The sequence below is a fragment of the Rhodococcus sp. NPDC019647 genome, assembly GCF_044389235.1.
Classification (GTDB): domain Bacteria; phylum Actinomycetota; class Actinomycetes; order Mycobacteriales; family Mycobacteriaceae; genus Rhodococcus_F; species Rhodococcus_F oxybenzonivorans.
On the sequence record NZ_JBIRXS010000041.1, the window covers coordinates 1 to 23,803 of the forward strand.

A 23,803-nucleotide genomic window follows, 5' to 3' on the forward strand; every position below is an offset into this window, starting at 1 on the left:
TTGCCGCGCTGGTCTTGATCAGAATTCGGATACCTTCCAGATCATCATCCGGGAAGGTACGCCCTCCCGGGATCCACAAGTTCTGATCATTGCTCAGGCTTCGTTCGCGGCGGTAGGTGCGTACACAGCCGGCGCCCTCTCGCGCGACACAGACTTTCCATGGCCAGTTGTTCTGTTGTGCTCGATGCTGCTGCCGGCCCTTCTGGCCGGAGTATTGGCTCGTCCCATCCTGCGGTTGCCGCCATTGGCACTGGTTTTGGCAACGCTCGCGTTCGGACAGGTGATCGACGAGGTCAGTGCTCGGGCTACGGGGCTCACGGGCGGGCTGGCGGGAATCGCTGGTATCGAGCCGCTTCCCCTCGTCGGATTCGGCGTCGGAGCATATGCGGCAATTTGGGCGATCGTGATCCTCCTTGTGGCCGGATATGCCAACCTAGTCACGGGCTCCCGGGGTCGGGCGATCAATGCTATCCGAATCGACTCGGTTCTCGCGCAGAGTGTCGGTGCGAACGTCGCGCGTGAGCGGACAGTGGTCTTCACGATCGCGGCAGGAGTTTCCGGTGCCGCAGGGTGGATGTACGCCCACTATGTCGGGTTCGTCGCGCCGCAATCGCTGTCGTTTCTGTTGTCCGCCGCGGTCCTGTTGATGGTGATCGTCGGCGGGAAAAGGTCGGTGATCGGTCCGGTCGTCGGGGCGATTTTCTACGTGCTGGTGCAAGACGTCCTGCCGGTGCCTGCCGACATGCAGAATGTCGTCTTCGGGTTGCTTCTTGCATTCGTGCTGATCTTCTTCCCGAACGGCCTGGTATCGCTGCCAGCGATGTGGTGGTCCCGGCGCGATCGTGTCGTTACATCTCGGTCCATGTCCACGAGTGAGAGGCGAGCATGAACTTACGCGCAGAAGAGATCAGCGTTGCATTCCGCGGAATCCAGGCCCTGAGCAAGGCATCGATCAGCGTCGAACCTGGCATAGTGACCACAGTGGTGGGCCCGAACGGGGCAGGCAAAAGTACCTTGTTCAACTGCTTGACAGGAGTCGTTGTCCCAGACTCCGGCTCGACATTCCTCGGGGACCGAGAGATTTCGAAGTTGCCGCAGTTTCGGCGCGCACAGGCGGGCATCACGAGGTCGTTCCAAACTCCTCGGGTCGACCTGGAATCCACCGTTCGTGAGGCTGCAGCCCTGGGTGCCTATGCACAGTGGAAGCCGTCACTGGTCGGAGCTGTTCTGAGGTTGCCGAATGTGAGACGTCGTGAAGCCGAAGTGCTATCGATGACCGACCAGGCTCTCGACAAGGTGGGGCTCTCGAGACTCGCGAACCGTCGAGTCGGAGAACTGTCCCTCGCACATGTGCGGTTGCTGGAAGTTGCTCGCTCCCTGGTCGGTCAACCGAAGTTCGTACTCCTCGACGAACCGGTCGCCGGCCTCGGTCTCGATGACCGATCGCGGCTGGCCGAGACGCTTCGCTCGCTGTGCGTGCACGGGATCGGAGTCCTTCTCATCGAACACAACCTGGACTTCGTCGCGAGGGTCAGCGACAGCGTATCGGTTCTTCACCGCGGCTCGGTGATCTTCTCCGGATCACCTGGCAACTTCCTGGATTCCGATCAAGTACGTGCGGCCTTCATCGGAAGCAAAACTCCGACGGGCGAATTGAGTAGCAAATGAACAGTCGTCTCGAGTGTCACAAGGTCACGGCACGGCACGGCCCGCTCGAGGTGGTGCACGGCGTCGATCTCGATATCCTTCGCGGTCGTGTCACCGTGGTGACCGGGCCCAACGGCGCTGGAAAGACAAGCCTGCTACGTCGCATCGCCGGCGCCCTCCCTGGTGATGGGGCGATCCTGCTCGACGGCAACCATGTAGGGAACGTGCCCTCCCATCGCCGAGTTCGCGCAGGCATAGTCACCGTTCCCGACACTCGGGGCCTCTTCGGTGAATTGACCGTCGCAGAGAACCTCGAGTTGGTCACCACTCTCTTGCCGAAACGTCGGCGCAGGGAAGCTCTGAGGTTCGCCGAAGAGGCATTTCCTGTGTTGTTCCAACGGGCCGATGCGCCGGCGGGAGCCCTGAGCGGCGGTGAGCAACAGATGGTTGCCATGGCTCGGTCGTTGATTCTCGAACCGGCGGTGCTGCTGCTCGACGAGCCCAGCTCCGGACTGGCGCCGCGAATAGTCGACGAGATCGGCGAGGTGATCGGCGATCTGCGTGAGCGCGGCGTCGGGGTCTTACTCGTCGAGCAGAATCTGGTCCTGGCCAATGCAGTAGCCGATTCGGTCGCGGTGATGATCGCGGGCGAGATCGCGTTGCGCGGCGACGGCACGTCGCTGCTCGACCCGGAAACGCTGGCGGACGCCTACCTCGGAGGCGAAGACCAGATGGGCAAGATTAACAACGCACAGATGGAGAACTGACATGAAGAAGTCGACTGTGTCACGGCTGGGTGCGATCGGTGTCGCGACGGCATTGCTTACTTCAGCTTGTGGCGCCTCCTCGTCGTCGGATGACGGAGACAGTTACAAGGTGGGCGTAGCGATCGCCCTGACGGGCGCCTCGGCCACGTTCGGTCAAGCCCAGCAGACCACTCTGGAAGCACGGGTCGATGCCATCAACGAGGCCGGAGGCATCGACGGTAAGAACATCGAACTGATCATCGAGGACACGAAGAGCGATCCGACGGAGGCGACGAGGGTCGCGGCGGACCTCATTCAAGCGGAGAAGGTCATGGTATTGATCGGGGGGTCGACGAGTAGTGAAACCCTGGCGTTCCTACCGACGGCAGCACGGCGAGGTGTCGCGGTACTGTCGCTCGGCTCCAATCCGGCGATCGTCGACCCGGAGGCCGAATGGTTCGGAACGACGCTGATGATCCCGCACACCATCATCAATGACAACGATGCCGTGATTCCCCGGATGATCGCGGACGGTGTCAAGTCCGTCGGACTGATCAGCCAGGAGGATGAGGTGAGCGCGGCGGGCGTCAAGGACTTCCAGGCGCGAGCCTCGGAATCGGGGGACATCCGGGTACTGGCCGCTGTGACTGCCGCTTCTACGGCCACAGATGTGTCTGCCCAGGCACTGAGGATCACGCGTGATGACCCGGACGCCATCTACATGCTGGCCAATGGTGCCGACCTTCAGGGGGCGATACTGCGTGCGATCCGGGACGCCGGCTACGACGGCCCGATCTACGCCACTGCCGGTGTCGTGCAGTCGGCGGTGATCGATGTGGCGGGCCCGGCTGCCGAAGGTACGGTCTCTGCAGCACTGATCAATCCTGACGACCCGTCCTCACGACTGAAGCTTCAGGAATTGATGCAGCCACTCGGCGGTATCAAGAACCACGGCAATTTCAACGCTGCTCAGGCCGTTGCAGTTCTCGAGGCTGGGCTCGCAGACGCCCCGACCACGGGTGCGGAGTTCGTCGAGAATGTCGAGAAAATTGGTTCGATCGAGGGCTTCGCGTCGGCGCCATTGCAGTACTCGGCGACCAATCATGTGGGCCTCGGAGCTGACGGCCTGATCTTGGTCACCGTCGAGAACGGTAAGTTCGTGACTACACAATGAGATGGAGCGGGTGGCAACCGGGATCGAGTAGTCAGGTGGGCGTTACACCAGGTGCCCGACCCGTTCGACAGGCAAGGACCGCCTGGGCAGTCCCAGCGCTCCGCGCCCGCTCGAGGCATGGCGTTTGTCACCTCGGTGTCTCGCGCGCAGAAAGCTGTTGCCAAGCGATTGGACGCGGAGTTGGCGCAGTACCGGCTCAACCATGCGCGGTACGAAGTCCTGGGCTTGCTTGTGTTTTCGCAGAAGGGCGCCTCACGCTCGGACGGATCGAAACGCGAGTGCAACTGTCTGCAGGGAGCACGACGGAGGATGCGGATGCGCTGGAGCGCAAAGGCTTGGTCACGCGCTTGGGGACGAAGACGACGGCCGCACGACGTGGGCGAGCTTGCCCGTCAGGTCGACGTCTGTACGCAGGGCGACAGCGAGCCTCAACAGCGAAGTACTACTCGATCTCGGCCTGACCAACGAGGAACAGACTTAGCGTTCGAACTGTTGGCGAACGTTCGAGGTTTCTCGTTCTGGCGTGATCCGCTGCCATGCAAGAGCCCCGCAAACCAGGCTCTTGGCGAGCTTGCTTAATTCGGCATAATTTCACCCGGAAAGGTTCGGCGGGATTTGCTGATCCTCCGGTACGGCGCTGCGTCGCGGCCGGGAGGGGATCGCCACAACTGTCTCCGGAGTCGTCAGTACCGCAATTCTCGACGAGGCCTCCGCGGTGATCGGGCAGGTGCTCCGCACCCACATCCATCCCGTGGCATCGGTGAACTGCGAAGGCCTCGCCGCTCGAATCATCCCAGTGCCTGTCATCGCATCTGAATCTCCTGCTGCACAGCATGTCCCCAAGATTCCCGACTTGGTGGACGCACGCTGTTCCCGGCCGGCCGTCGAGTTGTGCCGCCGAAACCGAGGCCCTCCCCTGAGTCAACGCAGGCCGTTACCGAGAAGATCAATTTCGCGATATCACCTTCTCTCGTCGCGAATTCGACGGAAATACACTCCAGCCGCCGCGGTGGTACCGATCCCCTTTCCTGCTCGGCTCAGTTCCCCCAGTGCGCTCAATATCGGGATTGCTCCTCGATGGTCCCGCGCTTCTCGGCGGACCTCGAACTCGGTTAAGTTGAACAGACACGGGCGGTCATGCAGTAAGCGTTGGCATTCGCGGGATTGGTCCTGCTCGACAATTCTCGCCGACACCTTTGGCGGGCGGTCGTTCCTGCGGTCAGATCACCTCGTTGAGAATTCCCCATTTGCGTGCAATGCGTACCATTGCGGCCCGACCCCGAACGCCTGTCTTCTGTTGTATCCGTGCCCGGTAGGTCTCGACTGTTCGCACCGAGAGAACCAGTTCTTGGGCAATCTCCGAATTCGTGTATCCCATGGCTAGCATGCGTAGGACCGTGACTTCTCGCTCGGAGAGCGGGTGCGACGGCTGATTCGGTTTCTGCTCTTGCTTCCCCATGAGTGCCGCAGCACCGAGTCTGTGTTCGAAATGGGGGCGTCCCGCAGCCACCTCGTGTACGCCACGAACCAACTCACTATCGACCTCGGTCTTGACGAGGTATCCCATTGCACCAACAGCGAAGGCTTCTCTGACATAAGCGGGTTCGTCATGCATCGTAAGTATGAGGACACGGATCTCAGGATGGTCGCGCAGCACGTCCTTGATTGTCGAGATTCCGTCGCGATCAGGTAGCGACACATCCATGATCAGTACGTCCGGTGGGTCGGCGCCGACTGCCGCGATCACCTCGGCACTCGACGCGGCTTCACCGATCACCTCGACGCTGTCGTCTTCGACAAGGATGCGACGCAGGCCACCACGCATGATGGCATGGTCATCGCAGATGAGGACACGAATCCGCTTGTCAGACAATGGGTATCTCGAATGCAACCGTAGTGCCGACTCCGTCGTCGGAGGTAATCTGCAGGGTGCCGCCGGCAAGTTCGGCGCGTTCGCGCATCCCTCTGAGCCCGAGTCCTTCACTCGTCCCGTGCGTGAAGCCGGCTCCATTGTCCTCGATGACGACACGAATTGACGAGGCTGATCGCGCCAGCAACACTGTGCACTCTGTCGCATTTGCGTGACGTCGGACATTGGTTAATGACTCCTGGACCATGCGATAAACGCTGGTTTCGACGATTGGGGAAAGTTGGGGCACATCGGACATGTCCACCACTTCGAGCGCGACCTCCAAGTCGTCCGACGCATTGTGCCGGTCCGCCAAATGGGCGAGTGCGGGGATCAGACCGAGATCATCGAGGACTGCGGGCCGAAGCTCGAAGGCAATTCTCTTGGCGGCAGTGATGGCGGCTTGCAGGGTGGTCTCGAGCCGCCGAGTATGCCCGACGGCAGAATCGGACGTGCCAGCGGTGGTTGCTGCAATTTGTCGTACATCGATGAGCGCGGAAGTGAGGAGCTGGCCGATTTCGTCGTGTAAATCGCGCGCCACCCGTTTCCGTTCTGCTTCCTGGGTGACCGTGATGTCCTCGTGTCGCTGCCATTGCAGGGCGAGTCGTTCCACCGCAGCGCCAGCGAGTCTGCTGACAAGTTCGGCGAGGCGTTCCTCTTCCTCGCCGAAAAGCCATCCGACGGTGGAATGTGTCGCAAAGAACACACCGACTACCCGCTCCTCCACGAGGATTGGCGAGCACATGGCTGAACGTGCCGAGTAGAGAGCCAGCGGATCGGGGCAGTGCTCGCGAGCTGCTACCGGTGACCGCAAAATGACCGGTCGTCCGGTACGCAGCGCAGTAGCGGCGAGCTGTCGCCCGACCTCAGGGACGTCTTCGAGATCAAACGGGGTGGCCCTGACCCCGAGCCCGAGGACGGTGCAGGTCTCGGCCCGCAACAGTTTTTCGGCCGTAGCGTGGATCGCCGCCTGAATCTCGGGCAGCGATCTAGCCGAAGCCATCGAGGCGCCGAGGTCGAGCAGACTCGAGAATCGATCGACAAGTCCGAGGGTTGGCGTATCGGTCATGGGGTCGATGTGGTCCCGAGTGACGACACCGCTGACCTGGCCACTGGAGCCGAGACCGAAGCGTTCTCGCTGCTTTGCGGTTTCGACCAGCTCCGCCGCAGCCTCGACGCGGACCGCTGCGCGATCGCTGGCGTCGAACCAGCGGCGAGCCGCGCGGATCCGACCCTTCAATGCGGCCACAATACCCATCTCCCGCTGTGCGTGTGGCAAATCGTTTCGGTAAATGCGTGCACTGCGCAAGGCTCTCCGTGCGGCTTTCTCGGCGCGATGCATGGCCTGCCGTCGGTCTTCCGGCAGGAACGATTGCTCGACCAACTCGCGACTGATGGTAGCCCGCCACGCATAAGCCGGAGCCAGGTAAGTGCTGTGCGGCCACGTTCGTCCCAGGATCTTGACGGCGGTGTCGAGTCGCTCCAGAGCCTCGGGCAAACGATCTGCATGACGTAACCGTAGTGCGTCTGTCTGGCAGCTGGCCACCACGATCTCGAGATTCCGCTCGGTGAGGTCGTCACTGATCGGGGACTCGGTCGGAGTTCGACCCGAGGTGCACTTGGCGGCGATTTCGAGAGCCGCGACCCGCGCGTAACGGCTTTCCAAGCCGAACCCGAGGGCCCGCAGTCGTCGTGATTCGTCCATTGCGCCTCGGAGATCCCCCAGCCGATAGAGGCATGTCGCCCGGACGTAGGCAGCGTAGGACGCCTCCCATAGATCCCCGTGGTTTTCGTGGAGAGAGATTGCGCTGTCGAGAGATGTCAGGGCATCGCGGTATCGGCCCCCGGCTTGCAGAACACAGCCGCGCATGCTGGCAGCATGCGCTTTGGCGCGGAGGTCGCCTGTCCTATCACTGATGTCGGCGGAGCGCTCAACATAGCGCAACCCGCGCTTCCACAGGAAAGGGAAGGTCAGAGCAAGTCCGGCTCCCCAGATCCCGTATGCCCGTGCCAGCTGCGCCGGCAATCCGGCTTTCTCTGCGGTGTTCACCTGGCGAAGCATGAGCCACAATGCATTCAGACGGGCCCGGTCGAACCACCGCGGGTACTGTAGTTCGGTGAGCAGATGCGATCTCATCTGCTCCTGCAGATCGGGTTGCACACCAGTCCCTGATGGTATGAGCTCGTGGCGAATCCTGCGCATCAGTTCGACGATTACTGCGAGGGGGAGGCGAGGTGCGGACGGTAAGCGTTCGCCCAACATTTCCAGAGCCTCGACCAGGAACCGGTCACCTGCAGCGACATCTCCGCCTCTGAACTTCGATTCGCCCAACCAGCCCTTGATCCGCACGGCAGTGATCTCGTCGGTAGCTAGTCGAAGGGCATTTTCGAGTTGGGTGTCCGCCTCCCGGTAGTGGCCGCGTTGGACGAGGATGCGTCCCAGCTTTTCGGCGAGCTCACGCCTGGTCGAGACATCCTGCTCGGTCACGCCGCGGTTGGCGATACGGTACTGCCGTTCGGCGAGTTCGAGGTCGTATCGTGCGCGTGCGATATCCCCGGAAGCCAGAGCGGCGGCGAAGGCGCGCCCGCTGTGATCGGCCTGGTCGAAGTGAAAGGCGATTTCGAAGCACCGATCAGATTCGACTTGTTCGATCAGTTCCGCGGCCTTTAGATGCAGTTGCTTTCGCTGCTCTGCGGGAATGCCCGCCTGGAGCGCGTCGCGCAGGGAGTCGTGGACGAAAGCACATCGGTTGGGTCCCACGGTCCGGATGAACGCGCGTTCGGTGGCCTGCTCGATCGCTTGCCGTGCGTGATGGTCGGAACAGCCAACTATCCGGCTGGCCAGGCTCGATTCGAATTCGCGGCCCAGCACGGCTCCCGCCCGTAGTAGACCTCGTGTTTCGTGACTCAGCAATGCCATTCGGTGGTGCACCATTTCCGAAGACTCCGCCGGCGCCCACATGTCATCAGGATGACGCCCCACTACCCAGTGATCAGCGGATTTTTGCAAGTGCCCGGATTCGACGAGCCCTCGCAGCGTTTCTGATACCGAAATAGGCTGCCCATCAGACAAGTTCACTACCAGGTCCCGGATCTCGGCCGGGAGTTCGCCCGCCATGGTCCGTATCATCTGCTCGACCTGATCGGCGGTGAGCGGCGGCAGCGTGATGACCGCGGCATACTCGTTCATGCTTTCGACTAGATCTTGTACCGGACCGGTGGTTCTGGGGCGAACCGTGGCCACCAGCATTACCCGGCCTTCGGCGCTGACGGCAGTACGGCACCAATTGCGAACTGCTCTCGCACTCATCCCGTCGATCCATTGTGCATCATCCAGAAGGATGAGCGTGGTCCTTCCGTCGCAATCGACCGCGCGCAGCAACTCGGTAAGTGCAGCGGACGATTTCGCCATCGCGTCGGGTTCGAATGGCGGAGGCAGTGGGCTGGTGGGGGGATGCCCAACCACGTTCGACCATGCGGGGAATAGGTCCATCAACTGGGGGGTGTGCGGTGCCAGACGATCGGAGAGTAGTTGAGCATAGCGGGGTTGCCGGCCCACTTCAGAGACAAGGTCGTCAACGATTCCTGTGAGTTGCTGCAGTGGGTGTTGCAGGGCCCCGTCGACGCCGTAGCCTCGTAGGACGCGGAAATCCGCCTTCTGTGCCCGCTGCGCAAACTCATCCAGGAGGCGAGTCTTGCCGCCACCGGTGTCGGCTACCACCAGCACTGCTTGCGGTGATCCGCTGCGCGTCGCAGCCAACTTTTCTTCCAGCTCAGCCAGTTGTCCGGTGCGGCCGATCAACCTCGGCTCTCTTACCGCAACCAACGCCACCTCGTGATCACGGAGAATGGAACTCGTGCCGTCAGCTTGGGTCGGCATCAGTTGCTCGAGTGCCGCAAGCGCCTCTGCGGCGGATTCGAAGCGATCATCGGGGTCCCGGGAGAGCATTGTGGTCAGCACACCCTCGAATCCGGCCGACACGTCGAGGTTGTACTTGGCCAGGCTGGGCTTGACCGCCGACAGGTGGTCGCGCAGGATCATTCCGAGATCGTTTCCACTGATCAGCGGCTCGCGGGCCAAGTACTCGAACAAGACCAGCCCCAGCGAATAGACGTCAGAGGCGGTGCTAGGCGGACGATTTATCAATCCAGCCTGCTCCGGACTGAGGTACCGGGCCGCGGCTACCGCACGTCGACCGGACGTCAACGGAATGGCTCCGGTTCCCGATCCGTAATCGACTAATCGTACGTCGGCCGCTGATTCCGGAACAATGATGTTTCCGGGCCGGATACCCAGATGGGCCAGCCCGTAGGCATGAGCCGCGGCCAACTCGGTCAACAAGGTACGAGCCATCGCGATTGCGACTGGTACACGGCCTCGAGGCGGACCGGAATGCTCCGCGAGCGATCGGCCCGGGACATACTCGCGCAAGATGTACCCGCCGTTGCCATCCCTCCCGACGTCGATGATCATCGGTAGACCCGGTATGCGTGAACGCGCCGACCGCTGTGCGTTCTCAACCCAAAGGCTGACCCAGTGCTCGTCGACTTCTGTCGCCGACACAACCTTGAGAACCTGGTCGTTTCCGTCTGAGTCGCGAACCTGCCACGTGACACTGGCAGGTGACTGGGTCAGGATCTGCACCGGCGTCAGTCGGTGACGCCCGACGTGCGGAAGTCCGTCCGAGATCATCTCGTCACTTCCCTGCCTCAATGACGACGATTGTACCGACCGGGACCGGCGCCTGGTTGAGCGGAGCTCGCTGCGGCATGAGTGCCGGCATTGCCGCCGGCCGTTTCCAAGGCTCGAAAACCGCCCCGGTAATAGACCAAGGGGTCGTTCGAGTCGTCGGCGTGGAGCTCGTTGACAAGGCCGAGCACGAGGGTGTGGTCGCCGGCCTCGAATTCGTCGACGACCGTGCAGTCGAGCCACGCGTGAACGTCATCGATGAGGGGGCATCCTAGTCCGCTGGATGTCCAGCTGATACCGGCGAATTTGTTGCCGCCGGACTTGGCGAACTGGGCGCAGAGGTCACCCTGCTCCGCGGTCAGTATGTTGACCGCGAACCTGCCGGTGTCACGAATCCGGGGCCAAGAGGTCGACGTGCGTGCGGGGGCGAAACTGACCATCGGTGGCTCGAGGGACAGGGACTGCAGCGACTGGCAGGCGAAGCCGATGGGTCCTTCCTGGTCTTGCGAAGTGATGAGGGTGACTCCGGTGCAGAAACGCCCCATCACATTTCTGAAGCGGGCTTGCTCGATGCCGACAGTTTCCATCCAGGCCTCCAGGTTTGTTGGATCAGAACAACGCCACCCAGTGTTGTGACTGAGGACACATCGGGCAACCGTAAAAACTACGGCACATGCCGGTCTGCGGGCCGATGCGTCACGTGAGCGGGCCACCAGGCTGACGATTCGGCCAACGACAAATCTCCCCTCTCGTTTCCGGCCCTTGCGGCGCGCACGCAGGTCCGAACAGCCTGGGATCGAATACTGAGTTCGTTAACTCGGCCTCGAGAACACGAGATGCAGATTGCGCGCTCCTACGGTAGCGCTCCATCATCGTCTAATGCCGGTGCTACTGAGGGGCCTTAACGCTCTTCGACTTCGGGAAAGACAACGCAGCGCCGTCGACCTCAACGACCGGCAGTTCACCACAGGGCGCCCACGAGGTCGGATGAATATACGCTGCCCGGGGTGGCCTCGAGGGCGCTCGATGTTCATGGGACCGAATTGACACCGAGGAAATGGCAAAGCAATTGGCAGTGTTGGAAGTGCTCGGTTCGCCCCGGCACTTGCGCCCCGCCATGCGGCCCTTCCGCTTTGCGCGATAGCGCCCGAGCCGCGTCGACGGGAGGGAAACTTCCTTGGAAAGTGAACTTCGGCAAGTCTCTGATGGGGGTCTAAGCTGCGCAGGACGTATCCGTCAACCCGGCCTCCGCGTTGACTCGTCCAGGATGCGCGCCTGAGTCGTGGACTCGCCCGGAAGTGCTTGCGTCGCAATGTGTCGGTGGGTCCTGTCCGGCGTCGGGAGGAGGGTCGGAGGCCATGCGGTCTTCGATCGCCTTGCTCTGTTGCGGTGCCACCGGCGGAACCGGCACGAGCCAACCCGACCGGTCGCGGCCACGGCTACGCCAAGCACTGCGCGTTGGTACGCGCGCGAGGTACCACGCCGACGATCGTCAGTCTGGGTCAGCGAATACCGGGGCTGCTGGAAGTTTCGTCGTGTAGAGCTCGAGCAAGTGCCATGACGCGGTGAGGGAGTTTGTCGCGCACGGCGAGGAATAGAGGAGGAAGCGGCGGCAGGGATCGTGTGACATCGCGGCCACACCGGTATGGAGAGACGAATCGTGTCCGTAGTTTCCCGGACGCCGCCTGTATCAATGACCGTAGTAGTCCCGGTTGGCGAGACAGGTGATCCGCGTCACCCTTGATGGAGACCTGAAGCCCACCGACCACAGCCCGCCGCACGATGACCGACTTCGCCCGAGCGCGCCGCCGCATCAACGATGCAGACGACCGCCGCCACCGCCGCTACCGTCTGACCCAGTGCCCGAAAGGACCCCCACCATGCCCGACACGTCGGCGTATTGGAACCCGCAGCGCGAGCTCCGTAGCCCAGCACAAGACGAGAACTCGAGAGAAGAGAGAAAGGACGGCATGGTGGGTGGCTCCTGGGAGGTGATCGAGACCGCATTGGCCGAACTACGGCGCGGGCGCATGGTCCTGGTAGTAGACGACGAGGACCGCGAGAATGAGGGCGACCTGATCATGGCCGCCGAGAAGGCCACGCCGGAGACCATTGCTTTCATGATCCGGCACACCAGCGGAATACTGTGTGTCGGCATTCCCGACGAACGCGCCGACCAATTGCGGTTGCCGCTCATGGTCACCGACAGCGACGATCCACGCGGCACAGCGTTCACAGTGTCGGTTGATGCGAAAACGTCCGGCACCGGTGTGTCGGCAACTGACAGAGCCATGACCATCCGTGCTCTGGTGGATTCGGCGACGCAACCCGAGGACTTGTCTCGGCCCGGTCACATCTTTCCTTTGCGAGCCCGTGCGGGAGGTGTCCTGCAACGCACCGGGCACACCGAGTCCGCCGTGGATCTGTGCAGACTTGCCGGGCTCGCACCGGCCGGGGTGCTGGCGGAAGTAACCAACGATGACGGCGCCATGGCACGCCGACCCGAACTGATCCGATTCGCAGAGACTCATGGGCTGACCATGATCTCCGTCGCCGACATCGTGGACTATCGCCGCGCCACCGAAGCCTCGATTCATCGCGAGGCGGAAGGGCGGTTACCCACTCCGCACGGAGAATTCACCGCGATCACCTATCGATCCCACGTGGACGGTGTCGAGCACGTCGCTCTGGTCTGCGGCAAAGTCGATCAGGCATCGACCGACCCGACATCGGGCGACGCCGAGCCGGTACTGGTCCGGGTTCACTCCGAGTGCCTGACCGGGGATGTCTTTGCATCTCTGCGTTGCGACTGCGGGGAACAGCTGGACAGGGCAATGGCCAAGATCGGGGAAGCGGGACGCGGTGTGATCGTGTACCTCCGTGGCCACGAGGGCCGGGGTATCGGTCTGAGCCACAAACTGCGCGCCTATACCCTGCAGGATGCCGGGCTCGACACCGTGGACGCCAATCTGATGCAGGGTCTCCCGGTGGACAGTCGCGACTACGGGGTCAGTACCGAAATCCTGCGAGACCTCGGCGTGCGCGACGTCCGGCTGATGAGCAACAACCCCGCCAAGAGTCGCGGTCTGGCCGCGCACGACGTCCGTGTCGTCGCACGCGAACCATTGGTCATCACCCCGAATCCGGAGAACATCGCCTACCTCACCACGAAACGCACCCGGCTCGACCACGAGTTGGGGACCGCTTTCCCGCTACTTGCCAGCGGCACCGAAATGTTATAACACCGCATCCAGGTGGCCGGTCTCCCCGTTCCGCGCTGTGGTGCAGAACGAGGAGACCGAGATTTCACCGGCTCGCCTGCGGCCGCCGCCGGTGGCCCGATCAGCGGGCCCAATAAACCCCAGATTGTCCGCATGAACCTTCCGGATCTCGGACAGAACCTGAAGGTCACGCACCGCACGTGTCGATTCGGATAGCCCCCCGTCGCCGTGTGGCCGTATGTAGCTCTGTCAGGAGTGTGTTCCGAAAATCGCATCGGAGGCCACGCGGCAACCGCCCGACCGAGGTTATGACCTGACATAGGTATATCTGGCGCGCCGAACGTCGCCCTAGTGTGGCGTGCTCGTCCTACGATTGCCGTGGTGCACGGAAAGTAATTGGGGAGTCGAACTTATCGAAATGCCCTACAGATGGCGCGGGCGGCTGTCTCCGTATCCACTGCAGCTGGATACTTTTTCCAGCGGTCGGGCACATCTGGCACGGACAGTGGCGGCCATGTGCACACCACTACGTGAGCAGTTCCCGGGCTAGCAGTTTCCATTGATTCAGGTGTGGGTCGGTCGTGGGATCGCGCCGGTCGAGGGCATAGGTCAAGGCAACGCCACGCATCGAGGTGTTGAGTTGTTCACGTACCACCTCGTATCGGGGTCGTGAGCACAATTGGTTTCCGAAGAACGCATCGGTTGTCTCTCGTACGAGTTGGCCCAGGCGCCGTTCTTGCGGCAGTAGTGCCTCGCGTAGTTTCTCGTTGGAGCGCGAGGCCAGCCACAGCTCTGTGGCGGCCCAGAAGTACGGTTGGCGGAAGGTCGACCACATGAGGTCGATTGCCCGATCGATCCGTTCGCAAGGGTCGGGGGGCCAGTCTTCGTGATGTTTGAGATCGCCCACACGGGCGGTCGCGAGATGCTGGACGGCGGCCACGAGCAGCGTTTCGCGTGAGGGAAATTGGTGGAGGAGCCGGCCACGAGACACTCCGGCTTCGTGTTGGATCCGGAGCGTGGTGGTGGCGGAGTAGCCCTCCCGGAACAACACCGCTACCGCGGCGTCGAGTATCTGCGTGCGCGTGATTGCGGTCCGTTGTTGTTGGGTGAGCTTGACCGAAACGTCACCGGCCGGCACCGACATCAACTCCATCCATCCGCAGAAGGCCCTCGACGGGGTGGCGGCCCTGATCCGCGGAGCCGCCACCCGATGGTAATTGACGTGTTACTCGTAGGTCTCTCCACGCTGCGCCTTGGCCACCAGGGAGGCGGGCGGCTCGAAGCGGGCCCCGTATCGGGTGGCGAGTACTCGGGCGCGTTCGACGAATGCCGGCAGTCCGCCCGGGTAGCCGTTGATGTACTGGAGGACGCCTCCGGTCCATGCCGGGAACCCGATACCGAGCAGGGATCCGACGTTGGCGTCGGCGACCGAGGTCAGGACCCCTTCGTCGAGGCAGCGCACCGTCTCGAGGGATTCGGCGAAGAGCATCCGTTCCTTGAGGTCGTCGAAGGGAATATCGGTGCTTCCGGACCGGAAGGCGGTGCGAAGGCCCGGCCAGAGACGGACACGCCGACCGGACTCGTCATAGTCATAGAATCCGCCGCCGGTCGAGCGGCCTCGACGATCGAGCTCCTCTACCAGCCGGTCGAGAACTGCTTCCGAACCGTGCTCGACCCACACTCCGCCGTCGGCCTCCACCGCCGCACGGGTCTCCTGGCGGATCTTGCACAGCAATGTCAGCGTCAGTTCGTCGAGCAGTTGCAGCGGAGGCGCCGGATAACCGGCTTGAGCCCCTGCCTGCTCGATAACCGCCGGCTCGATGCCCTCGCCGATCGCCGCGGCCGCCTCGTCGAGGAACGTCGTGATCACGCGGCTGGTGAAGAAGCCACGGCTGTCGTTGACCACGATCGGAGTCTTGTTGATCTGCTGCGCGAAATCGAAGGCCTTCGCCAAGGTTGCCGGTGCGGTCTGCGCTCCGACGATGATTTCGACCAGGGGCATGCGTTCGACAGGGGAGAAGAAATGTACTCCGATGAAGTCTTGTCGCCGGTCGACGCCCTCGGCCAATGTGGTGATCGGCAGGGTGGAGGTATTCGACCCCAGCACGGCGTCGGGGGCGACGATGTCTTGGATCGCTTTGAAGGCAGCTTGTTTGACTTCCACACTTTCGAATACCGCTTCGACGACGAAGTCGACCCCCGCAAAGTCGGCCGGATCGTCGGTGGGCATGATTCGAGACAGCAGCGCTGCGCTCTTTTCCTCGGTTGTCGCCCCCCGCGCGAGCGCTTTGGCCTCCAGCTTTTCGGCGTATGCCTTGCCTTTTCGAGCCGACTCGATCGACACGTCCTGCAGCACGGCATCGATTCCGGCCTTCGCCGCGACGTAGGCCACCGCCGCACCCATCATGCCCGCGCCGATGACGCCGACCTTCTGTGCGGCGAACCGGGGGTACCCGGCCGGTCGACTGTCGCCGGCCTTGATCCGCTGTAGATCGAAGAATTGCGCCTTGATCATGTTCGTCGAAACCTGCCCGGTGACGAGACCGACGAAGTAGCGCGTTTCGATTTGTGTTGCGGTGTCGAGGTCGACCAGTGCGCCTTCGGCCGCCGCGGCGACGATGGCACGCGGTGCCTCCAGCGGTGCCCCGGCGGTGGTGCGGCGCAGGTTGGCGACCACCGTCGGATTGAGCACTGTGCCGCCGGGAATGCGAAATCCCTTGCGGTCCCACGGCTGGACGCAGGCGTCCGGGTTGTCGCGGATCCATTTCTTGGCTGCGGGGACGAGGTCGTCGGCGCTGGCCACCAGGTCGTCGACGAGGCCGAGCGTCTGCGCAGTCGCGGGGCTCAACGATTTTCCGGTCAGCAGTAGGCTCGTCAGGGCCTTCTCGAGTCCCAGCATCCGAACGGTCCGGGTGATTCCGCCGACACCGGGTAGCAAACCGAGCGTGACTTCGGGCAGTCCGAAGATCACCGATTTCGAATCGACGGCGATGCGGTGATGGGTGGCCAGGGTGATCTCGAGGCCACCGCCGAGGGCGGCGCCGTTGACCGCCGCCACCACCGGACGGCCCAGGGTCTCGAGACGCCGGAACTGGGCCTTGATCCCGTTTGCGAAATCCGTGAACTTGACCGCGTCCTGTGCGGTGGCCCGGACCAGGTCGTTGAGGTCGCCGCCGGCGAAGAAGGTCTTCTTCGCCGAGGTGATCACGACACCGGTGACGGATTCCCGCTCGGCCTCGAGGCGGTCGAGGATCGCGCCCATGGATCCGACGTACTGGGAGTTCATGGTGTTGGCGGATTGATCCGGGTCATCGAGGGTCAGGACGACGATTCCGTCCGAATCCTGCGTCCATGTGATGGTTGATGTTGCGCTCATGTTGTTGCCGTTGCCTTTCAGACTCGCTCGATGATGGCCGCGATACCCATGCCGCCGCCCACACACAGGTTGATCAGCGCGCGCCGGTCGCCGCGCCGCTCGAGTTCGTCGACAACGGTGCCGACGAGCATCGCGCCGGTCGCTCCCAGCGGATGCCCCATCGCGATAGCTCCACCGTTTACGTTGAGCTTCTCGTCCGGGATGGACAGGTCCTTCTGGAATTTGAGGACCACCGAGGCGAACGCCTCGTTCAATTCGAACAGGTCGATGTCGTCGACCGTCAGTCCCGCGACATCGAGCGCTTTGAGCGCAGCGGGGGTGGGGGCGGTGAGCATGATCGTCGGGTCGGCGCCGGTCACCGCGGTTGCGATGACCCGGGCCCGGGGAGTGAGGTCGAACCGCTTGCCGGCAGCCTCGTTGCCGATCAGTACCAGGGCTGCACCGTCGACGATGCCGGAGCTATTACCACCGTGATGGACGTGGTTGATCCGCTCCACCGACGTATACTTTTGCAGCGCAACAGCATCGAATCCGCCCTGTTCGCCGAGCGCGGCAAAGGAGGGTTTCAGTGAGGCAAGTGACTCGACGGTGGTACCTGGGCGTCGGTGTTCGTCGTGATCGAGTAACGGGACACCGTTGAAATCCTTCACCGGAACAACCGACTTGGCGAAGTATCCACCGGACCAGGCGACCTCGGCGCGAGCCTGCGAGCGTACCGCGTAGGTGTCGACGTCTTCGCGGCTGAATCCCTCGATCGTCGCGATCAGGTCCGCGCCGATTCCCTGCGGCGCGAAGTGGAGATCGTAGGCCGTGGTCGGGTCGTTGAACAGGGCACCGCCGTCACTGCCGAGCGGAACCCGCGACATGGATTCGACCCCGCCTGCAATAACGAGACTTTCGAAGCCTGACCGCACCTTCTGGACAGCGAGATTCGTCGCTTCGAGGCCCGAGGCGCAGAATCGGTTGATTTGGAGTCCGGCCACGGTGAGAGGCAGGCCCGCTATCAGGGCGGCGGTCCGGGCGATATCGCCGCCCTGCTCGCCGACCGGGGACACCACACCTAGCACGATGTCGTCGATGCACCCGGGTTCGAGGTCCGGGAACCGGGCGCGCAATTCATCGATGAGACCGACCACCAGGTCGACCGGTTTGACCGAGTGCAGGCTTCCGTTCTTGCCCTTACCGCGAGGCGTTCGAATGGCCTCGTATACAAATGCCTCTTCAGACAAGGCAGCTCTCCTCGAGTTGTGAGTACTTTCCCCGAGGAGGCAACGGCGTGAGGTCGTGCCAAGCCCAGGAGACGAAGTTCAGCGAATGTGCGGTCGAGTGCAACATCGTCGCGAGCTTTCACGATACCGCCGGACAAAGATGCAGTCAACACTGACTGGATCTCCGCGCGGGGGTGACAGCGCGGGTTCGACGTCGACCGCACACAAGTTCGGCTCACTGGTATTACAGATGCCGGCGGTCGAGGCGCATGTCGGGGACCCGAGGAAACTGGAAGAGCTAGCGGCCGATCATTGGTCGGGGTCTACGAATACCGGCGGCCGTTTCGCCATGCCGGCAGTAACAGCGGCGATCTGATTTGGGCTTCCGTACAGTTTTCTTTGCAGATCGGTCTCGAGAACGAGGGCTGCGGCAGCGTCGGTACCGGCCCACGTCTGGTCGTAGAGATGTTTGACCGCGCGCACCGCGTCGGGTGATTTCTGAGCGATCTCCTCCGCGAGAGCCAGCGCGGAAGCGAGTGGGTCGTCTGCCGTGCGGGTAACCAGACCGAGTGCTTCACCTTCGGCGCCCGAGACGATGCGACCGGTGAAGGTAAGTTCCTTCGCCACATCGATGGCCACAATTCGCGGTAGCGATTGCGTGATGGCCATGTCCGGCACGAGTCCCCACCTGACCTCCATGATGGACAGACTTGCGTCGGGTGCCGCGATACGAATGTCCGCACCCAGTGCGATCTGCAGGCCTCCACCGAAACAGTGACCACTGATTGCGGCGATCACCGGCACGGGAACGCAGGACCAGTCATAGGCGGCGCGTTGCGCGAAGTTGGCCGCATGTCCGTGTTCACGGACGAGCAGGGCCTCAATACCTCCAACAGGGTCGGCGAGGAAGCTCGGGATATCCAAACCCGAGCAGAAACTCTTGCCTTCTCCGTAAAGCACCACTGCCCGAATTTTCCGGTCATCGGCCAGTTGACTGGCGGCGCGCCGCAGACCTTCGAACATCGCCCGATCCAACGCGTTGTGCTTGTCCCGGCGCACCATCGCAACCGTTGCGACACCGTTGTCACCTACTCGGATACGAACTCTCTCTTCATTCATGCCGTGCAATCTACGCGCCGAATGCCTCGTCTCGCGTCCGAGGTAGTACTCGAATCGTTGTGCGGTGGAGTGCCTCTGGCTTCCTGCCGGTTACGCGGCGAAGCGGCGTTGATACCCATCGCCCGTGCGGGTGGCCGACCATTCGAAGCTGCTTTTTCCTGCGCGAGTGCGCCTCGGCGTGGCGATCGGCTTACCGTGCACGTCGGGGAACGGAGGATGTGGCCGCAAAAATCGTGTGGTGGCGCCGCCACATCCGGGATGACCGTCGGCACCGTTGTCCGTGTTTTCCCCGGACGTGGTCCGCATCTTTAACCGTAGTGCCCCCGGTTGGCCAGGCAAGTGATGTGCATCACCCTTGATGCAGGCCAGGTGCAGTCCCGATCAAAGTACCGCCCACCACGGCGGCTGCACACCGATCCACTCGGTACACGATCCGACTCCACCTGGCCCGGACCCTCCGCACAATTGGCTGTTCGTGTGTTCGGTCCTTTTGGAGAATCTACCGAGAAGGAGAATTGAATGCATTTCGGAACGCTTCTGCTATTCGCGCAGGCCGGCAAGTCGATGAGTGAGGCCGAGTTGTTCAAGGCCGAAGTGGACCTCGGCGTCTATGCAGAGGAGTGCGGCCTAGATTCGGTGTGGGCTCCGGAGCACCACTTCGATGCGCCGTACTGCATGTCGCCGGACAACCTTGATGTGCTCAACCATATCGCTGCACGCACCTCGACAATTCAGCTCGGCACTGGAGCGATCATCCTGCCATGGCACCATGATCCCGTGCGCCTCGTCGAGCGCCTGAACATTCTCGACATCATGAGTGACGGCCGCGTGCTTCTCGGTGTCGGCCGTGGGTTGGCCCGTGTCGAGTACGAAACCTTCGGCATTGAGATGGAAGACTCGCGCGGTCGCTACGATGAGGCTGCCGAGATGCTGTTAAGCGGTCTGCGTGACGGCGTCGTTGAGAAGTTCGACGGTAAGCACTACCAGCAGGCTCGCGCGACCATCCACCCACGATCCGACCACAGTTGGGACGATCGCCTCCACACGATCGCGATGTCACCTCCATCGGTAATGCAGGCCGCCGAGTTCGGCGGCTCGCTCATGTGCTTCAACTACCAGTATCCGATCGAGCAGCAGGCCGCAGTGTTTGACGAGTGGCGTGAGAAGTATCGCGAGACGCACAAGACGGAGCCGCCGGCGCCGGTGCTTCTCGACTTTGCTTACTGCCACGAGGATGCTGACCACGTCGAGGCACACATGCAGAAATATCTGGGTGCCTTTTACAACGCCATGGTTGACCACTACGAGTTCGATGGCAAGCACTTCGGAAAAACTCACAACTATGAGAGCTACCAGAATAGCGCCGACATGCTGCGGGAGGTCGGCCGAGAAGCTGGCTTCCAGGCATTCTCCGACCTGCAGTTGAAGGGCACGCCCGACCAGATCATCGAGACAATCAAGATGCGTCGCGAACTGATCGGCGATTACAAGCAGATGTTCCTGTGCTCTTACGGCGGTCAGTCCTTCGATGAGGTGAAGGCAAGCATGAAGTTGTTCGGCGAGAAAGTCGTGCCGGCGTTCAAAGATCTCTAAGTCAGCCCCGAGGTGAACCGGCGCATCAACGAGCAAGCCGCCGCCGCTGCCGCCGTCACCGTCTGACCAGTGCCCGAAAGGACCCCCACCATGCCCGACACGTCGGCGTATTGGAACCCGCAGCGCGAGCTCCGTAGCCCAGCACAAGACGAGAACTCGAGAGAAGAGAGAAAGGACGGCATGGTGGGTGGCTCCTGGGAGGTGATCGAGACCGCGCTGGCCGAACTACGGCGCGGGCGCATGGTTCTCGTGGTAGACGACGAGGACCGCGAGAACGAGGGCGACCTGATCATGGCCGCCGAGAAGGCCACGCCGGAGACCATTGCTTTCATGATCCGGCACACCAGCGGAATACTGTGTGTCGGCATTCCCGACGAACGCGCCGACCAATTGCGGTTGCCACTCATGGTCACCGACAGCGACGATCCACGCGGCACAGCGTTCACAGTGTCGGTTGATGCGAAAACGTCCGGCACCGGTGTGTCGGCAACTGACAGAGCCATGACCATCCGTGCTCTGGTGGATTCGGCGACGCAACCCGAGGACTTGTCTCGGCCCGGTCACATCTTTCCTTTGCGAGCCCGTGCGGGAGGTGTCCTGCAACGCACCGGGCACACCGAGTCCGCCGTGGATCTGTGCAGACTTGCCGGGCTCGCACCGGCCGGGGTGCTGGCGGAAGTAACCAACGATGACGGCGCCATGGCACGCCGACCCGAACTGATCCGATTCGCAGAGACTCATGGACTGACCATGATCTCCGTCGCCGATATCGTGGACTATCGCCGCGCCACCGAAGCCTCGATTCATCGCGAGGCGGAAGGGCGGGTACCCACTCCGCACGGAGAGTTCACCGCGATCACCTATCGATCCCACGTTGACGGTGTCGAGCACGTCGCTCTGGTCTGCGGCAAAGTCGATCAGGCATCGACCGACCCGACATCGGGCGACGCCGAGCCGGTACTGGTCCGGGTTCACTCCGAGTGCCTGACCGGGGATGTCTTTGCATCTCTGCGTTGCGACTGCGGGGAGCAGCTGGACAGGGCAATGGCCAAGATCGGGGAAGCGGGACGCGGTGTGATCGTGTACCTCCGTGGGCACGAGGGCCGGGGTATCGGCCTCAGCCACAAACTGCGCGCCTATACCCTGCAGGATGCCGGGCTCGACACCGTGGACGCCAATCTGATGCAGGGTCTCCCGGTGGACAGTCGCGACTACGGGGTCAGTACCGAAATCCTGCGAGACCTCGGGGTGCGCGACGTCCGGTTGATGAGCAACAACCCCGCCAAGAGTCGCGGGCTGGCCGCGCACGACGTCCGTGTCGTCGCGCGCGAACCATTGGTCATCACCCCGAATCCGGAGAACATCGCCTACCTCACCACGAAACGCACCCGGCTCGACCACGAGTTGGGGACCGCTTTCCCGCTACTTGCCAGCGGCACCGAGATGTTATAACACCGCATCCAGGTGGCCGGTCTGCCCGTTCCGCGCTTTAAGCGCAGAACGGGCAGATTGAGATTGGCGCTGGCTCGCCTGCGGCCGCCACCGGTTGCCCGATCGAGACGGCCGGCGCGGTTCGGCGTGATTTAGGCGTGGTTCGGCGCAGGCAGCACATCGGAGGAAGATCTATGACCAGTGACCGGTTCGGTGAACTGATGCAGCCAGTCGGCCGGGACCGCATCGACGACGGGACAGCACCACCCGTGACGCCGGCTTCGCCGGTTACACGGAACGCTGCCCGCCAGGTACTGGTAGCGGTCCTGCTGAACGCTGTTTGCGTCCTTCCCAGCTTCCTGGTCAGTTCGATGCCGGGCGCCATCGCGTCCGATCTGCAACTCGACCCGGTAGTGCTCGGATTCGCGTTTTCGGCTTTCTGGCTGGTGGCCTCGGTCGCGGCCTATCCGATGGCCTCTAAAGCGAATATATGGGGACCGGTTCGCGCGCTGCGGGTCGCCGGCATCCTCGCTTTCCTACTCTGCATCTTGTTGGCCAGCAGCGCACGTTCTGCCGGCACGCTGGTAATCACCCTCGGGCTCGCCGGGTGCGCCCCCGCATTGGCCACTCCTGCCATGAACATGGTGATCATGTCGGCCGTGCCGGCCCGCCGTCGAGCATCCGCCTTTGCGGTGGCCAGCACCGGTCCGGTGGCAGCTTTGATGTTGGCTGGGATAGTCGGGTCGGCATTCGAAAGTTCGATCGGATGGCGATCCGCATTCGTGCTGAGCGGAATCGCTGCTGTCCTACTCACCCCGTTGGTGAAAAGCGCGGCCGAAACACCACCGACCACACCGACCCCACCGGCCGCGGACCACACCGACTCGAATCCGCGGGCTCCGTCCCTGCGTCCGCTGGCGGTGATGATGGTAGGTGTCCTGGCCGGGAATCTGGCGTTGGGCGCCGCCACCGCGTTCATGGTCCTGGCAGCTCCCGCAGCCGGGATGGACTCCGATCATGCTTCCCTTGCAGTATCTGCCGGTGCGGGTGCGTCCATCGTGTTGCGACTGGTGTGTGCCGCACTCGTTGATCGACGAGGTTGGGACCCGTTCCCGATGTGTTGGCTGATGATGTTGGCTGGGGCTGTCGGTTTCGGATTCCTCGCTTCGTCGGCTTCCTGGACATATGTCCTCGGACTTCTTCTCGCCCTCGGCCCAGGGTGGTCGTGGATTTCACTGCTTGTTCATGGTGTCATGTGCCGATACCCGCACGCGGTGGCTCGGGCCTCCGGCATCGTCCAAAGTGCGTACTTCATCGGCGGCGTGATCGGACCGGTGATCATGGGAGTGATCATCGCGACGAGTTCGTACTCGGCTGCCTGGTCCGTGATGGTCGGTGCCCAGGTCACCGCGGCGTTGTTCGTTATTCTCGCCGGCCGGCGACTTCCGCCGTTCGCCGCACTTCCCTCGGCTGAGGGGGACCGCCCCCGCCCTGATTGACCCGGAAATGCACATTCAGGCACGGATGCCAGTGGGGTGGAGCGTCGGTGCATTCGATGGACGACGGTCAGTCGAACGAGACCTGTCATGCACGGGCAGGGCTGCTCCGGTAGGCCCACGTTCCCGATCTTGCGGTGTCGCAACGCGAAACACGACTGGCATCGCCGGCGTTCGTCGCCCGTACTCACTG

General features: G+C 62.6%; 15 protein-coding genes. 8 read left to right on the top strand and 7 right to left on the bottom strand.

Annotation, left to right across the window (positions count from 1 at the left end):
* The 4 genes from ACH49N_RS35930 to ACH49N_RS35945 form a co-directional block, all read left to right on the top strand.
* Positions 1-889 (top strand): branched-chain amino acid ABC transporter permease (locus tag ACH49N_RS35930; protein ID WP_358277623.1); only part of this gene is annotated, 889 nt, incomplete at its 5' end.
* Entirely contained in the window at positions 886-1,668 is a 783-nt protein-coding gene (locus tag ACH49N_RS35935) for an ATP-binding cassette domain-containing protein (RefSeq protein WP_358277625.1), read from the top strand. The genes ACH49N_RS35930 and ACH49N_RS35935, both read left to right, overlap by 4 nt.
* Entirely contained in the window at positions 1,665-2,414 is a 750-nt protein-coding gene (locus ACH49N_RS35940; protein WP_358277627.1) for an ABC transporter ATP-binding protein, read from the top strand. The genes ACH49N_RS35935 and ACH49N_RS35940 overlap by 4 nt, the downstream gene beginning before the upstream one ends.
* A gap of 1 nt (position 2,415) precedes the next feature.
* On the top strand, positions 2,416-3,567 hold the full coding sequence (locus ACH49N_RS35945; RefSeq protein WP_358277629.1) for an ABC transporter substrate-binding protein: 1,152 nt from the start codon (positions 2,416-2,418) through the stop codon (positions 3,565-3,567).
* A 1,219-nt stretch (positions 3,568-4,786) separates the two neighbouring features.
* Here ACH49N_RS35945 and ACH49N_RS35950 read toward each other — a convergent pair.
* Genes ACH49N_RS35950 through ACH49N_RS35960 form a run of 3 tightly spaced genes read right to left on the bottom strand, consistent with a single transcriptional unit; the run spans position 4,787 to position 10,753 of the window.
* Positions 4,787-5,551 (bottom strand): response regulator transcription factor, encoded by a 765-nt coding sequence (locus tag ACH49N_RS35950; protein WP_358277631.1) that lies wholly within the window; start codon positions 5,549-5,551, stop codon positions 4,787-4,789.
* The gene (locus tag ACH49N_RS35955; RefSeq protein WP_358277632.1) at positions 5,433-10,190 is read right to left on the bottom strand and encodes an AAA family ATPase; all 4,758 of its coding nucleotides are present in this window, start codon (positions 10,188-10,190) and stop codon (positions 5,433-5,435) included. The genes ACH49N_RS35950 and ACH49N_RS35955 overlap by 119 nt, the downstream gene beginning before the upstream one ends.
* Positions 10,187-10,753, bottom strand: coding sequence for a flavin reductase family protein (locus ACH49N_RS35960; RefSeq protein WP_358277634.1), 567 nt, complete (start codon positions 10,751-10,753; stop codon positions 10,187-10,189). Before ACH49N_RS35960 ends, ACH49N_RS35955 begins: the two co-directional genes overlap by 4 nt.
* 1,293 nt (positions 10,754-12,046) lie before the next feature.
* Here ACH49N_RS35960 and ACH49N_RS35965 point away from each other — a divergent pair.
* Positions 12,047-13,408 (top strand): bifunctional 3,4-dihydroxy-2-butanone-4-phosphate synthase/GTP cyclohydrolase II, encoded by a 1,362-nt coding sequence (locus ACH49N_RS35965; protein WP_358277636.1) that lies wholly within the window; start codon positions 12,047-12,049, stop codon positions 13,406-13,408.
* A gap of 505 nt (positions 13,409-13,913) precedes the next feature.
* Here the strand turns inward: ACH49N_RS35965 and ACH49N_RS35970 are convergent.
* The 4 genes from ACH49N_RS35970 to ACH49N_RS35985 form a co-directional block, all read right to left on the bottom strand.
* Entirely contained in the window at positions 13,914-14,540 is a 627-nt protein-coding gene (locus tag ACH49N_RS35970; RefSeq protein WP_397505082.1) for a TetR/AcrR family transcriptional regulator, read from the bottom strand.
* A 72-nt stretch (positions 14,541-14,612) separates the two neighbouring features.
* Positions 14,613-16,763 carry a 3-hydroxyacyl-CoA dehydrogenase NAD-binding domain-containing protein gene (locus ACH49N_RS35975; protein WP_358277640.1) on the bottom strand — a complete coding sequence of 717 codons (2,151 nt, stop codon included), beginning with the start codon at positions 16,761-16,763 and terminating at the stop codon, positions 14,613-14,615.
* Positions 16,764-16,780: 17 nt separating this feature from the next.
* Positions 16,781-17,992 carry an acetyl-CoA C-acetyltransferase gene (locus ACH49N_RS35980; protein ID WP_358277642.1) on the bottom strand — a complete coding sequence of 404 codons (1,212 nt, stop codon included), beginning with the start codon at positions 17,990-17,992 and terminating at the stop codon, positions 16,781-16,783.
* Between the two features lie 288 nt (positions 17,993-18,280).
* A complete protein-coding gene (locus ACH49N_RS35985) occupies positions 18,281-19,090 on the bottom strand; it encodes a crotonase/enoyl-CoA hydratase family protein (protein WP_358277644.1) in 810 nt (269 codons plus the stop codon).
* Between the two features lie 519 nt (positions 19,091-19,609).
* Between ACH49N_RS35985 and ACH49N_RS35990 the strand changes: the two genes are divergently transcribed.
* The 3 genes from ACH49N_RS35990 to ACH49N_RS36000 all read left to right on the top strand — a co-directional run bounded on the left by ACH49N_RS35990 (position 19,610) and on the right by ACH49N_RS36000 (position 23,613).
* Positions 19,610-20,683 (top strand): LLM class flavin-dependent oxidoreductase, encoded by a 1,074-nt coding sequence (locus ACH49N_RS35990; protein WP_109335999.1) that lies wholly within the window; start codon positions 19,610-19,612, stop codon positions 20,681-20,683.
* Positions 20,684-20,773: 90 nt separating this feature from the next.
* Positions 20,774-22,135, top strand: a complete 1,362-nt coding sequence (locus ACH49N_RS35995) for a bifunctional 3,4-dihydroxy-2-butanone-4-phosphate synthase/GTP cyclohydrolase II (protein WP_358277646.1) — start codon at positions 20,774-20,776, stop codon at positions 22,133-22,135.
* A 173-nt stretch (positions 22,136-22,308) separates the two neighbouring features.
* A complete protein-coding gene (locus tag ACH49N_RS36000; RefSeq protein WP_358277648.1) occupies positions 22,309-23,613 on the top strand; it encodes an MFS transporter in 1,305 nt (434 codons plus the stop codon).
* Positions 23,614-23,803: the final 190 nt, after the last annotated feature.

Bases quoted from the DNA above. Each gene is read 5' to 3' on its own strand.
- ACH49N_RS35995 (WP_358277646.1), top strand. From the start codon at position 20,774: ATGCCCGACACGTCGGCGTATTGGAACCCGCAGCGCGAGCTCCGTAGC.
- ACH49N_RS35975 (WP_358277640.1), bottom strand. From the start codon at position 16,763: ATGAGCGCAACATCAACCATCACATGGACGCAGGATTCGGACGGAATC.
- ACH49N_RS35970 (WP_397505082.1), bottom strand. From the start codon at position 14,540: ATGGAGTTGATGTCGGTGCCGGCCGGTGACGTTTCGGTCAAGCTCACC.
- ACH49N_RS35940 (WP_358277627.1), top strand. From the start codon at position 1,665: ATGAACAGTCGTCTCGAGTGTCACAAGGTCACGGCACGGCACGGCCCG.
- ACH49N_RS35945 (WP_358277629.1), top strand. From the start codon at position 2,416: ATGAAGAAGTCGACTGTGTCACGGCTGGGTGCGATCGGTGTCGCGACG.
- ACH49N_RS35960 (WP_358277634.1), bottom strand. From the start codon at position 10,753: ATGGAAACTGTCGGCATCGAGCAAGCCCGCTTCAGAAATGTGATGGGG.
- ACH49N_RS36000 (WP_358277648.1), top strand. From the start codon at position 22,309: ATGACCAGTGACCGGTTCGGTGAACTGATGCAGCCAGTCGGCCGGGAC.
- ACH49N_RS35935 (WP_358277625.1), top strand. From the start codon at position 886: ATGAACTTACGCGCAGAAGAGATCAGCGTTGCATTCCGCGGAATCCAG.
- ACH49N_RS35985 (WP_358277644.1), bottom strand. From the start codon at position 19,090: ATGAATGAAGAGAGAGTTCGTATCCGAGTAGGTGACAACGGTGTCGCA.
- ACH49N_RS35965 (WP_358277636.1), top strand. From the start codon at position 12,047: ATGCCCGACACGTCGGCGTATTGGAACCCGCAGCGCGAGCTCCGTAGC.
- ACH49N_RS35990 (WP_109335999.1), top strand. From the start codon at position 19,610: ATGCATTTCGGAACGCTTCTGCTATTCGCGCAGGCCGGCAAGTCGATG.